This window comes from Cellulomonas sp. P24 (assembly GCF_024704385.1).
GTDB lineage: Bacteria > Actinomycetota > Actinomycetes > Actinomycetales > Cellulomonadaceae > JAJDFX01.
This window is the reverse complement of record NZ_JAJDFX010000002.1, coordinates 762,367-775,504: the sequence shown is the minus strand read 5'-3', so window position 1 is coordinate 775,504 and position 13,138 is coordinate 762,367. Positions and strand designations below refer to the sequence as shown.

Genomic DNA, 13,138 nt, shown 5'->3' with positions numbered 1-13,138 from the left:
CGGGAGCCGACTGTCACCCGGGGTTGCGGACCGTCCGTCCCGGATGCGTCAGGAGGCGCCGCCGGACCGGGGCACGGCTCGGTGCCGCGCGGCGTCGCCGGACGGCCCGATCCACCGGTAGAGGTGCTCCGGGCGGCCGGCCGCACCGTAGCGCAGGCGGTAGTCGACCGTGCCGGCGTCGGACAGGTAGCGCAGGTAGCGACGCGCCACCCCCGGGCTGATCTCCGCGCTGCTCGCGACGTCTCCCGCGGAGATGCCGTCCGCCGCCTCGCGCAGCACCTGCACGACGAGGGCGAGCGTCGGCGCCGAGATGTTCTTGGGCAGCGAGTCCGTCCCGGCGGACCGCAGCGTGCCGTACACCCGGTCGACGCTGCGCTGGTCGGCCTCGGCCATGTGCTGCAGCCGCTGACGTGCGACTGCGTAGGTCTCGAGGCGCTCGCGGAAGATCTCGAACGTGAACGGCTTGACGAGGTAGTGCGCGACGCCGAGGTGCATCGCCCCGCGCAGGATGTCGACGTCCTTCGCGGACGTGATCGCGATGACGTCGACCTCGAGGCCGGGGGTCGCGCGCAGGCGGCGGAGGACCTCGACGCCGTTGAGGTCCGGCAGGTACACGTCGAGCAGCACGAGGTCCGGGCGCTGCTCGGCCACGAGGGCGAGAGCGGACGCCCCGGTGTTCGCCGTGCCGACGATCTCGAAGCCGGGCACCCGTTCGGTGAACTGGCGGTGCACCGAGACAGCCATGAAGTCGTCGTCCACGATGACGGTCCGGATCATGACGCGAGGACCTCCTGCATCCCCTGCTGGTGGCGGATGGGAAGCGTGACGGTGAAGACCGCGCCGTCGACGTTGTCGACACGGATGTGTCCGTCGTGGCGGCGGACGGCCTGGCTCACGAGGGCGAGGCCGAGACCTCGGCGGCGACCCGTGCCGGTCGCGACCTTGGTGGTGAAGCCCTCACGGAAGATCTCGTCGGACAACGACGGGTCGATGCCCGGCCCGGAGTCGTGCACGCGCAGCAGGAGCTCGGGGCCCTCGACGGCGAGGGCGACGTCGACGTGGCCGCCCGAGCCGCCCTGCGCCGCGGAGTCGAGAGCGTTGTCGATCAGGTTGCCGAGGATCGTCACGAGGCTGCGGGGGTCGATCAGGCCCACCGGGACGTCCGTGAGCATCGAGACCCGCAGCGTGATGCCCCGTTCGCTCGCGACCGAGGCCTTGCCGAGCAGGAGCGCGGACACGATCGGGTCGCCGATCTGGTCGACGAGCGCGGCCGCGAGCTCCTGGTGCAGCGACGAGTTCACGTTGACGAACTGGACGGCCTCCGCGTAACGCCCGAGCTCGAGGAGGCCGCCGATCACGTGCAGGCGGTTCGCGAACTCGTGCTCCTGCGCGCGCAGGGCGTCGGCGAGGGTGCGCACGTCGTTCAGCTCGTGCAACAGCCCGTCGAGCTCGGTGCGGTCACGCAGCGTCACGATGGCACCCACCGGGTGGCCGTGCACCTCGACCGGCATCCGGTTGACAACCACGACGCGGTCGCCGACGAGCACGACCTCGTCGCGGCCCGTGACCTGGCCGGTCAGCACGTCGCGGAGTCGACCAGCGGGTGCCACCTCGGCGAGGTCGCGCCCGAGCGCCGAGGTGTCGATGCCGATCAGGCGCGTGGCCTCGTCGTTGACGAGGGTGAGGCGACCGGCGGAGTCGACCGTCAGGGCGCCCTCGCGGACGCTGTGCAGCATCGCCTCGCGCTGCTCCAGCAGGGCGGCGATGTCGTGAGGCTCGAGCCCGAAGGTCTGCCGCTTGACCCGACGCGCGAGCAGGAGGGAGCCGAGGGCTCCGAGGGCGAGCCCGAGCAACGGCGGGACGGAGGACTCGGGGAGCCGGGCCGCCAGCTCCGAGCTGACCTTCGCCTCGAGCACCCCGACCGAGACGAGACCCACGACCGTGCCGTCGGTCGCGCGGATGGGCACCTTGGCCCGCATGGACCTGCCCAGCGAGCCGTTCTGGACCCCGACGAACGTGTTGCCGGCGAGCACGGACTGCACCGACTCGTCGGCGTCCGCCAGGAGCGAGGTGCCGATCAGCTCGGGGTTCGGGTGCGAGTACCGGATGCCGCGGCGGTCGGCGACGACGATGAACGCCGCACCGGTCGCGGCCCGGATCTGCTCCGCGATCGGGTCGATGACGCCGGCAGGGTCGGGTGCCGTGAGCCCTGACACGATCGCGGGCATCGAGGCGATCGTGCGGGCGATCGCCAGGGAGGTCTCCCCGGTGCGCTGGTCGAGGACACGCCTGGCCTGCGCGACGGACACGGCGAACCCGGCGACGACGGTCAGCAGGATGATCACGATCTGCAGCACGAAAATCTGCGTCGAGAGCCGCTGGCGTTCGCCGATGAGTGCCATCTTCGGATGGTAGTGCGACCTAGGTCCCAGGGACCCGCGACCGTAATCGTCAACAAAGTCCGCAGCGACCACTTGACGCCATCTAGCGACGAAATCTGGACGTCACATGTGACCCCGCTCACAGTCTTCTCACCCGGTGATCGCACGACGAGATGAGAGGACCACCAGGCATGACCCCCATCAGCCAGACCCCGACGGGCTCGGCCCGAGAGGCAGTGACCGGAACCCTTCCGGCACCGCGCGCGGCAGCTGGAGCAGCCGGGGCGAGCGGTGCGCACGAGCGCTCGCGCATCGAGCTCGCCGGTGTCACCAAGAGATTCGTGTCCCCGACGGGGACCGCCATGACCGCGCTGCGCGACGTGAGCTTCACGGTCGAACCCGGGCAGTTCTGCGCAGTCGTCGGACCGACCGGCTGCGGGAAGTCGACGACCCTGACCATGGTCGCCGGTCTCGAGCCGCCCTCCGCCGGCGTCGTCCGGGTCGGCGGACGGGCGGTCGACGGCATCGCCGACCACATGAGCTTCATGTTCCAGAACGACGCCCTGCTGCCGTGGAAGAGCGTCCTGCAGAACGTCGCCCTCGGGCCGCGGTTCCGCGGCGTCCCGAAGGCCGAGGCGCTCGAGAAGGCGCGCGAGTGGATCCGTGTGGTCGGCCTCACCGGCTTCGAGGACCACCACCCGCACCAGCTGTCCGGCGGGATGCGCAAGCGCGCGACGCTCGCGGCGTCGCTGATCAGCGAGCCGTCGATCCTCCTCATGGACGAGCCGTTCGGTGCGCTGGACGTCCAGACCAAGGCGATCATGTCGAACGAGCTCCTGACCCTCTGGGAGCGGACCAAGCCATCGGTCATCTTCATCACGCACGACCTCGAGGAGGCCGTCGCGCTCGCCGACCGGGTCGTCGTCATGACCGCGGGCCCGGGCACGGTCAAGGCGGTCTACGACATCGACCTCCCACGCCCCCGTGGGGCCGTGCAGGAGATCCGCTTCGAGCCGCGTTTCCTCGAGCTGCACCAGCAGATCTGGGAGTCCCTGCGCGAGGAGGTCGAGCGCGCGTACGCCCGGACGGGTCGCACCACGGAGAGCACAGGAGGACGGAAGTGAACCACCAGACCACGACCGTGAGCGACGCCCAGGCGCTCGCAGCGATCCAGGACGACCTCAGGCGGACGCCCGCAGGCGACGAGGCATCGATCGCCGCGGCGGCGCACGCGCGCCGTCGCCGTCGGCGGCTCCAGGTCCATGCGACCCGGGTCGCCGTGGTGATCGCGATCCTCGGCGGCTGGCAGCTGTTCACCAACCTGAAGATCGTCGACCCGTTCTTCTTCGGACAGCCGACCGGGATCGCGAGCCAGCTGGTGGACTGGTTCCAGAACGGCACCCCCTACGGCACGTTGTGGCTCCAGATCGGCGTCACGATGAAGGAGGCCCTCGGGGGCTTCGTCTACGGCACCCTCGCGGGCATCGTGCTGGGCGTGCTGCTCGGCCAGGTGCCGTTCCTCGCGGACGTCCTGGGGCCTTTCATCAAGGTGCTCAACGCGGTTCCGCGCATCGTGCTCGGCTCGATCTTCGTCGTGTGGCTCGGCTTCGGTCCGACCTCGAAGATCCTGCTCGCGTCGGTCCTGGTGTTCTTCGTGGTCTTCTTCAACGCGTTCCAGGGCGTGCGCGAGGTCGACCGCAACCTCATCGCGAACGTCCGCGTCCTCGGCGCGTCGCGCTCCCAGGTGATCCGTGACGTCGTCCTGCCGTCGGCCGTCGTGTGGATCATCGCGAGCCTGCACGTCGCCTTCGGGTTCGCGATCATCGGGGCGATCGTGGGGGAGTTCCTCGGGTCCCAGGAGGGGCTCGGCCTGCTCATCTCGAACTCGCAGAACCACTTCCTGCCCGACGGCATCTTCGCCGCGATGCTCATCATCGCCGTGATCGCTCTCACCGCCGAGGGTCTCATCAGCCAGCTCGAGAAGCGCCTGCTCAGCTGGCGCCCCGGCATGCACGTCGAGACCGCCGGGCTCTAGCCCCCACCACGAACGCCCCGTCTCCCTGCGACAGCTGTGCCCACTCTCACCGCTGTCCGGCCCCACACCGGGAGGTGCTGTCCCACCCGACCCTGACCCGAACGAACCGCCGATCACCACCCCGTGCACACGCACATCAGCTCTCAACGAGGAGAAGCGAGACATGGCCAGACGAGTACTCACCCGCACGATGACAGGGATCCTTGCCGCGACGGTGGTGACCGCCCTCGCCGCGTGCAGCAGCGCCGCGAGCGGCGCCCCGGCGGCACCACGGCCGCCACCAACGACAGTGCGGCCTTCGCCTCGATGCCGACCGTGACGATGATGGTCGGCGGCATCGACAAGCAGATCTACCTGCCGTACCAGCTCGCCGCCGGGCTCGGCTACTACACGAAGTACGGCGTCAACATGGTGCTGAGCACCGAGGAGTCGGGTGGCGTCGGTGCCGAGGACGCGGTGGCGTTCGGCCAGGTCGACATGGCCGGCGCGTGGTACGTGCACACGATCGACTTCCAGCAGGCAGGCAAGGACGTCATCAGCATCGCCCAGCTCAGCGGGGCGCCGGGTGAGCGTGAGATGTGCGCGACCGGGTCGAACGTGAAGTCCGCCGCGGACTGGGCCGGCAAGACGGTCGGGGTGACCGACCTCGGCTCGGGCACCGACGACCTCACGTTGTACATGGCCTCGAAGGCCGGCGTGACGTCCCAGCAGTTCCACCGTCAGGGGGTCGGCGCCGGCAGCACGCTCATCGCCGCGCTGCAGCACAAGACGATCGTGTGCGGCATGACCACGCAGCCCACGGTCGCCGCTCTCGAGTCCAAGGGCGTCGCGTACTCGGCGATCGACCTGGCCTCGACGGCCGGGGCGACGAAGGCCCTCGGCGGACCGTTCCCGTCGGCGGCCGTTCTGGTGCAGAAGTCGTGGCTCGACGCGAACAAGGCCACCGCGCAGAAGGTCGTGGATGCGCTGGTCGCCACGATGCACTACATCGCGACGCACAGCGCCGCCGACATCGCCGACCACCTGCCCCCGGGCTTCGTGTCGAACAGCCTCGTCACCAAGGCCGACTACATCAAGGCTCTCGACGCGGACAAGGGGCAGTTCCTCCCGGACGGCATGATGCCGGCGAACGGGCCGGAGACCGTCCTCGCCGTCGAGAAGGGGGCCGGGAACATCAAGAAGGCGATCGACCTCCCGTCGACGTACACCAACGACCTGGTGATCGCCGCGAACAAGCTGGAGGGGTACACGAAGTAGCCGTGGTCCGGACGTGGACGGGCCCCCTCGCCGAGCGTGATGCTCGGCCAGGGGGCCCGTCCGTCGTCGGTGCAGCCGACGACGTGGTCGCACGCGGCCGGCCGGTCAGGCGCCGAACCACTCCGTGACGCGGTCGGCGATCGCCTTCTCGAACTGGTCGTCGTCGTGCCGGGCGCGCAGCCACTGCGCGAAGTCGCCACCGGCGGCCTCGTCGAGCTCTCGGCGACACGCCGCGGTGTCGGTGACCGCCCGGTACAGCAGCGCCTCGGCCTCAGCCGGCGTCCGGTACAGGAACGGGTAACCCGCGGGCAGGATCGCCCGCACCCACGGGCGGTCCGGGAACACCCCGATGGCTCCGGCGACGAGTGCCTCGATGTACTCCAGGCCGTACGACTCCTCGGTCGCCGTCGCGAGGAACGCCGTGGTCCGGGCGAGCGCCTCCCAGTAGTCCTCGCGGCTCGCGGTCAGCGGGCCGACCCAGGTCCAGTCCTTGCGGGACAGCGCCATGGCCCACTCGGAGATCAGGTGGGACTCGTGCAGGCGGGCCTCCACCTTGATCGGCGTCCGCTTGACCACCCGCTCGACGACGTCGAAGAAGAGCTTCGGCTGCTTGCGCTCGGACAGGTAGATCGCCGGGTACAGCACGACGGGCACCGGCGGCTCGTGCCGTGGGCGTACGTGCTCGAGCCGGATGCCCAGGTTGACCCAGGCGATCTTGGCCTTCTCCGCGATCGGCGAGATCGTCCAGCTCGAGACGATCTCGCGGACCTCGATGGCCGTCCGCTCGGAGTTGGCGAACGTCGGGAACAGGGCGCACGAGAGCGCGAGGGCGGCCCTCTCGACCGGGTGGGTGTACTGCGACGTGTTCCACCAGACGAAGTTCATGACCTTCGGCTCGTCGCAGTTCTCCTTGAGCGTGCGCCACGTGCTCAGGGAGTCGATCACGTCCATCGCGATGACGACCGTGTCGTCGCCGTCCACGAACTCGAGCGGGATCATGTTGAACCCGGCGCAGTGCCGCGGTCCGGGGCCGATCAGCTCGGCGCCGGGGAACACCCGGAGCAGGCGCCGGACCAGGGTCGCGCCGGCGTCGTGGCCGGCCACGTGCCCGTCGGAGTCGACCAGTGCCGCTGCGTACTGGATCGCGACCTTCATCGTTCGTCACCCACTCCTGACTGCGTCAGCTCGGTGTCCCGACGCGACGCGTCGGAGGTGGTCGTCCCGCTGCCGTCGGGCAGCCCGTGCACCTCGGCGTCCATCCCGGTGTCCTCGAGGGTCGTGCGGATCCGCATGCCGTAGAAGGACCGGTGGACGAAGAACGCCGACACCACGAAGAACACCGCCGCGAGCACGACCACGAGGGTGTGGTTCCCCTTGTCGGTCAGGCTGACGGCGAGCTCGACCGCGAGCAGGCCGAACAGGGTCGTGAACTTGATGACCGGGTTGAGGGCCACCGACGACGTGTCCTTGTACGGGTCGCCGACGGTGTCGCCGACGATCGTCGCGTCGTGCAGCGCGGTGCCCTTGGCGTGCAGGTCCACCTCGACGATCTTCTTGGCGTTGTCCCACGCGCCTCCGGCGTTGGCCATGAAGATCGCCTGGTAGAGGCCGAAGATCGCGATCGAGATCAGGTAGCCGATGAAGAAGTACGGCTCGACGAACGCGAACGCGAGGGTCGCGAAGAACACGCCCAGGAACATGTTCAGCATGCCCTGCTGCGCGTACTGCGTGCAGATCTCCACGACGCGGCGGGAGTCGGCCTCGCTGGCCTTCGTCTCTCCGTCGAGCTTGATCGTGTTCTTGATGAACTCGACCGCCCGGTAGGCCCCGGTCGTGACGGCCTGGATCGATGCGCCGGTGAACCAGAAGATGACGGCGCCGCCGGTGATGAGTCCCAGGAGAAGCGGGGCGTGCAGCAGAGAGAGGTTCTCCATGCCCGTCGTGAGGCCGTTGGTCAGGCTCATGATGATCGAGAAGATCATCGTCGTCGCGCCGACCACCGCCGTGCCGATCAGCACCGGCTTGGCGGTCGCCTTGAAGGTGTTGCCGGCGCCGTCGTTCTCCTCGAGCATCTGCTTGCCCTTGGTCCACTGAGGCCTGAACCCGTGGTCCCGCTCGAGCTCGTCCTCGATGCCCACGACGTCCTCGATCAGCGAGAGCTCGTACACGCTCTGGGCGTTGTCGGTCACCGGGCCGTACGAGTCCACCGCGATCGTGACCGGGCCCATGCCGAGGAACCCGAACGCGACGAGGCCGAACGCGAAAACCGCAGGAGCGATCATGAGGGCGTCGAGCCCGAGGCCGCTCATGAGGAACGCGCCGCCCATGAGGCCGACGATCGCCATGCCGAGCCAGTAGGCGGACATGTTCCCGGCGACCAGGCCGGACAGGATGTTGAGCGAGGCGCCGCCTTGGCGTGAGCTCTTGACGACCTCACGGACGTGCTTGCTGTGGGTCGAGGTGAAGACCTTGACGAGCTCGGGGATGATCGCACCCGCGATCGTCCCGAACGAGATGATCGACGCGAGCTTCCACCACAGGCCGTCGTTGAGCGACTGGCCGAGCACCGCGTAGGTCGTCACGAACGTCGTGATGACGCACACCGCCGAGGTGATCCACACGAGGGAGCTGAGCGGCTCCTCGAAGTTGAACCGGTCGGCGTTCGCGTAGCGGGACCTGGTCCACAGGTCGTTGGCGAGGTACGACACAGCCGACGCGATGAGCATGGCCACGCGCACGGCGAAGATCCAGACGAGCAGGCTCGCCTGGGTCGCCGGGTCGTGCACCGCGAGCAGGACGAACGTGATGAGCGCGACGCCGGTCACGCCGTAGGTCTCGAAGCCGTCCGCGCTCGGGCCCACCGAGTCACCCGCGTTGTCACCGGTGCAGTCGGCGATCACGCCGGGGTTGCGCGCGTCGTCCTCCTTGATCTTGAACGCGATCTTCATGAGGTCGGCGCCGATGTCGGCGATCTTGGTGAAGATGCCGCCGGCGATCCGGAGCACCGAGGCGCCGAGGGACTCGCCGATCGCGAATCCGATGAAGCACGCGCCGGCGAGGTCGCGCGGCAGGAACAGCAGGATGATGAGCATCATGATCAGCTCGATGCTGATCAGCACCATGCCGATCGACATGCCGGACTTCATGGGGATGCGGTGCATCGGCAGCGGCTTGCCGCGCAGCGACGCGAACGCGACGCGCGAGTTGGCGAACGTGTTGACCCGGATCCCGTACCAGGCGACGGAGTACGACCCGGCCATCCCGACGAGGCTGAACGCGATGACGATCGCGACCCGTCCCCATGGGAAGCCGACGAGGAGCCCGTAGTAGGCGACGATCACCGCGGCGATCGACACCCACAGCATGAGCAGGAACCGGCCCTGCTGGATCAGGTACGCCTTGCAGGTCGAGTAGATGAGCTCGGAGATCTCGAGCATCGACGGGTGCACGGGCATCTTGCGGAGCTCGACGTAGCTGCGGACGCCGAACGCGATGCCGGCGATGCACACGACCAGGCCGAGCATGAGCAGCACGCGGCCGGAGATCCCGCCGAGGATCGTCACGGACCCGAGGTCCGGCAGGACGAGGCTCGCCTCGCCGCCCTTGATGGTCGTCTCGGTCGACCCGGTGGAGGATGCGCACCCGGAGAGGACGAGGGCCGCGACTCCGCCGAGCGCGGCGGTCCGGAGGGCGAGGCCACGGGACGATCGGCGGTGCCCGGGGGAGCCGGGCGGCGCCTGGGTTGCAGTCGGGGTCCCGCCGGGAGCAGGACGACGCGGGTCGACGGAACGTGCGGATGCACCGGTGACGGCGCGTCCCTCGGGTCGGGCAGCGCTCACGATTGCCTCTGGCTTTGCTGGATAGCGACCTTGCTATGACACAGCCACGCTAGGCCGAACGTCCAGGGAGCACGTGTGACCTTCGACTCAGATCTGGCGTGGGACCGGCGGACGGCCGGAGGTCCCCACGCAGGTCGAAGGCCGCTCGTTATAGTCGGCGCGGCGACGGAGGGACGGGTGACGATGGGTGTGGCCGGGACGTTGACGCTCCTGCGGCACGGCGAGAGCACGTACAACGCCGCCCGGGTCTTCACCGGTCTGCTGGACGTCGACCTCTCGCCGCTCGGGGAGCGTCAGGCCCGCGAGGCCGGACGTCTGCTCGCGGAGCACTCCGCGGTCCCCGACCTCGTCCTCTCGTCGCCGCTGCGGCGTGCGCGGCGCACCGCGGACGCCGTCCTCGCCGAGCTGGGGTGCGACGTCCCGCTCGTCGAGGAGTGGCGCCTCGAGGAGCGCGACTACGGGGTGCTCACCGGGGTCCCCAAACGGCAGGTCGTCGAGCGGTACGGGCATGACACGTTCTTTGCCTGGCGCCGGACGCTGCACGGCAGACCACCGGCGGCCGACCCGGCCGAGATCGCGACCTGGGGTCTCGTCAGCACCCGTCCGCCCGAGCTCCCGGCGCCCGGTTCCGGCGAGTCCCTGCACGACGTGATCGAGCGGGTGCGCCCGTGCTGGGAGGGCGGGATCCGGGGCGGGCTCGCGGACGGTCGGAGCATCCTCGTCGTCGCCCACGGGAACAGCCTGCGTGCGCTGTGCGCCCTGATCGACGACCTCGACGAGGACGAGCTCGAGGAGCTCAACCTGCCTGCGGGCCAGCCGCTCCGGTACGACACGACGCCCGACGGGCGCGTCGGACCCCGTGGCGGCCGCTACCTGGACCCTGCCGCCGCGCGGGCCGGTGCCGCGCTGATCGCTGCGGAGGGCGGCACGTGACGACGCCCGGGAGCGACGCGACCGACGGGCCGGACGGCACCGTCGCGAACGACGACGCCGCGCCGCTGGACGGCGCTCCCGGCGGGACCCGGTGGCTGACCCCGGGAGTCGCGAGCGTCGGCGCGGCGTCGTTCTTCTCCGACGTCGGTCACGAGATGGCGTCGAGCGTGCTCCCGACGTTCCTCGGCTCGGCGCTCGGTGCCGGTCCGGGCGCGCTCGGGGCGATCGAAGGGGTCTCCGACGCCCTCATCGGCCTGAGCAAGCTCGCCGGCGGCCCGCTCTCGAACGACCCGCGTCGACGAGCGAGCCTCGCGCGGGGTGGCTACCTGCTCACCGCGGTGGCGACGGCGGCGATCGGGTTGACGACCGCCGTGTGGCAGGTCGCCGGGCTGCGTGCGCTCGCGTGGATGTCCCGCGGGATCCGGTCGCCGGCGCGCGACACGCTGCTGGTCTCGCTGGTCCCGCGTGAGGCCTACGGGCGCGCCTCCGGGGTCGAGCGTGCCGGGGACAACGCCGGCGCGGTCGTCGGGCCGCTGCTGGCGGCGGCGCTCGTCGGGGTGCTCGGCGTCCGGCACGTGATCCTGCTCGCGTTCGTCCCGTCGGTCTTCGCGGTGCTGGGGATCTCGGTCGCCGCCCGGGAGGCGCGGCGGACGCTCCGGGTGCCCGAGCGCCGTCGCGCGCTGACCTTCAACCTCCGCGAGCTGCGGCAGGCCGGTCTGGTGCGCGCGTTCGTGCCGGTGGCGCTCTTCGAGCTCGGCAACGTGGCGACCACGCTGCTGCTCCTGCGGGCCACCGACCTGCTGCGCGTCGACGGTCGTTCTGCTGCGGCGGCGACGAGTCTCGCGATCGTGCTGTATGCCGCGCACAACGGTGCCGCGACGTTCGCGGCGCTCGGCGGAGGTCGGCTGATCGATCGCGTGGGCCCACGGCTGGTGTTCGCAGGGGGGACGGCCGTGTACGTGCTCGCCTACCTCGGCTTCGCGTGGGAGCAGCACTCCTGGGGTGTGCTGCTGGGTGCGTTCGTGCTCGCCGGGGTGGGCATCGGCTTCGCCGAGACGGCCGAGTCGACGATGGTCGCCGTGATGCTCCCTGACCACCTGCGCGGCAACGGCTACGGCGTGCTCGGCCTGGTCCAGTCCGCGGGTGACCTCGGGGCCTCGCTGGTCGTCGGGGTGATCTGGGCGACGGTCGCCCCCGGTCTCGCCTTCGGGTACGCCGCGGCGTGGATGGTCGCGTCACTGGTCGCGGTGGTGCTGGTCGCGCGCCGTGCAGGAGGTCGCAGCAGGGGGCGGTGACCGCGGTCGGCGGGTCCGCGGGTGTGCCCCGGGGTGATCCGATGCGTCCGCGGTGCGCTACTGTCGACAACCGAAACGTTTCGGCACGGCGCCGATCGACGGTCGCGAGGAGACGGGCACATGTGGAACCTTCACGGGGTCGTGCAGGGCTACGGCTGGGGGTCGCCGCACGCCATCCCGGAGTTCCTCGGCATCAGGCCGGACGGACGCACCTACGCCGAGGTCTGGTTCGGGGCGCACCCCGGTGGCGCGGCGACCGTCGTGCCGACAGCTCCGCGGTGGGCGCACCCAGGAGCGGACGGCGGGGCGCGCCGACTGGACGATCTCGTGTCCTCCGACCCGCGGACCGTCCTCGGTGAACGGGTCCGCGACGCCTTCGGGGCTCGCCTGCCCTACCTGGTCAAGCTTCTCGCCGCAGCCCAGGCGCTGTCCCTCCAGGTGCACCCGGACGCGGAGCAGGCGGCGGCCGGGTACGCCCGGGAGACCGCGGCACGCCTCTCCGACGACTGCCGCAGCTACCGGGACGACCGCCACAAGCCCGAGACCCTGGTCGCGCTGGGTGCCGTGCGCGCCCTGGTCGGCTTCCGCGACCCCGACGCGATCGCCGACGATCTCGAACGGATCGGCAGCGACGCCGTGGTGGACGTCGTCGCCGCCCTGCACGCCGCCGGCACGGCCGACGCGCGGATCGGCCACGCGTTCGCCCGGCTCCTCCGGCTGTCGCCGCACGACCGTCGCGCCGCCCTGCAGGCACTGGTCGGCATGGCGGGCGGTACCTCGACCGGGCCCTGGGGTCACGACGCCCTCGAGGTCGCACGCGAGGTGCTGGTCGCCCACCCCGACGACGTCGGCGCTCTCGGCACCGTCTTCCTCAACACCGTCGAGCTCGAACCCGGGGAGGCGCTCAGCGTCGGGGCCGGCGTGGTGCACTGCTACGTCCACGGGTTCGGGCTCGAGATCATGGCGAGCTCGGACAACGTGCTGCGTGCGGGGCTGACGACCAAACGGGTCGACGTCGACGAGCTGCTCGCCGTCGTCCGGTTCGCGCCGGGACCGCCGGACGTGCGGCGGGCGACCGCGTCCCACCCGTCGCCCGGAGTGACGGTCGGGAGGTACGACCTGCCCTTCGGCGAGTACGCCCTGGACGTCGTCGACCTCGACGGTGCGGAGCCGTGGGTGTGCCCGGGGTCGAGCGGTCCTCGACTGCTGCTCGGGCTGATCGGTGCCGCGACGGTGGGCACGCCGACGGGCCGCGTGGCGCTCGCACCGGGCGAGGCCGCGCTGGTCGCCGACGGCGAGGTGGCGACGCTGTCAGGAGTCGGTCGCGTCGCGCTGGTGAGTGTGCCGGGATCGACGCAGTCAGGCCACTAGGGTGTTACCGCGCCGCTGTGGACCGGT

The 13,138-nt window shown here is 70.6% G+C and carries 10 protein-coding genes; 6 read left to right on the top strand and 4 right to left on the bottom strand.

Going from position 1 to position 13,138, the window contains the following annotated elements; all coding sequences use genetic code 11:
* Positions 1-48: 48 nt before the first annotated feature.
* Both LJB74_RS03690 and LJB74_RS03685 read right to left on the bottom strand, forming a co-directional pair.
* A complete protein-coding gene (locus LJB74_RS03690) occupies positions 49-777 on the bottom strand; it encodes a response regulator (protein WP_259307253.1) in 729 nt (242 codons plus the stop codon).
* Positions 774-2,402, bottom strand: a complete 1,629-nt coding sequence (locus tag LJB74_RS03685) for a sensor histidine kinase (protein ID WP_259307252.1) — start codon at positions 2,400-2,402, stop codon at positions 774-776. Before LJB74_RS03685 ends, LJB74_RS03690 begins: the two co-directional genes overlap by 4 nt.
* A gap of 170 nt (positions 2,403-2,572) precedes the next feature.
* On the opposite strand from LJB74_RS03685, the gene LJB74_RS03680 reads away from it, so the two are divergent.
* From LJB74_RS03680 to LJB74_RS03670, 3 genes are all read left to right on the top strand, one after another.
* Entirely contained in the window at positions 2,573-3,505 is a 933-nt protein-coding gene (locus tag LJB74_RS03680) for an ABC transporter ATP-binding protein (RefSeq protein ID WP_259307251.1), read from the top strand.
* Positions 3,502-4,416: an ABC transporter permease gene (locus LJB74_RS03675; RefSeq protein ID WP_259307250.1), complete on the top strand. Its 915-nt coding sequence runs from the start codon at positions 3,502-3,504 to the stop codon at positions 4,414-4,416. Before LJB74_RS03680 ends, LJB74_RS03675 begins: the two co-directional genes overlap by 4 nt.
* Positions 4,417-4,650: 234 nt before the next feature.
* The gene (locus LJB74_RS03670; protein WP_259307249.1) at positions 4,651-5,673 is read left to right on the top strand and encodes an ABC transporter substrate-binding protein; all 1,023 of its coding nucleotides are present in this window, start codon (positions 4,651-4,653) and stop codon (positions 5,671-5,673) included.
* A gap of 105 nt (positions 5,674-5,778) precedes the next feature.
* On the opposite strand, the gene LJB74_RS03665 is transcribed toward LJB74_RS03670, so the two are convergent.
* Together LJB74_RS03665 and LJB74_RS03660 are read right to left on the bottom strand one after the other, a co-directional pair.
* Positions 5,779-6,828: a glycosyltransferase family 1 protein gene (locus LJB74_RS03665; RefSeq protein ID WP_259307248.1), complete on the bottom strand. Its 1,050-nt coding sequence runs from the start codon at positions 6,826-6,828 to the stop codon at positions 5,779-5,781.
* Positions 6,825-9,512: a sodium-translocating pyrophosphatase gene (locus LJB74_RS03660; RefSeq protein ID WP_259307247.1), complete on the bottom strand. Its 2,688-nt coding sequence runs from the start codon at positions 9,510-9,512 to the stop codon at positions 6,825-6,827. The genes LJB74_RS03665 and LJB74_RS03660 overlap by 4 nt, the downstream gene beginning before the upstream one ends.
* A gap of 183 nt (positions 9,513-9,695) precedes the next feature.
* On the opposite strand from LJB74_RS03660, the gene LJB74_RS03655 reads away from it, so the two are divergent.
* The 3 genes from LJB74_RS03655 to manA all read left to right on the top strand — a co-directional run bounded on the left by LJB74_RS03655 (position 9,696) and on the right by manA (position 13,111).
* A complete protein-coding gene (locus LJB74_RS03655; protein ID WP_259310275.1) occupies positions 9,696-10,445 on the top strand; it encodes a 2,3-bisphosphoglycerate-dependent phosphoglycerate mutase in 750 nt (249 codons plus the stop codon).
* A complete protein-coding gene (locus LJB74_RS03650) occupies positions 10,442-11,740 on the top strand; it encodes an MFS transporter (protein WP_259307246.1) in 1,299 nt (432 codons plus the stop codon). The genes LJB74_RS03655 and LJB74_RS03650 overlap by 4 nt, the downstream gene beginning before the upstream one ends.
* 120 nt (positions 11,741-11,860) lie before the next feature.
* Positions 11,861-13,111: a mannose-6-phosphate isomerase, class I gene (gene manA, locus LJB74_RS03645; RefSeq protein WP_259307245.1), complete on the top strand. Its 1,251-nt coding sequence runs from the start codon at positions 11,861-11,863 to the stop codon at positions 13,109-13,111.
* The last annotated feature ends 27 nt before the right edge of the window (positions 13,112-13,138 follow it).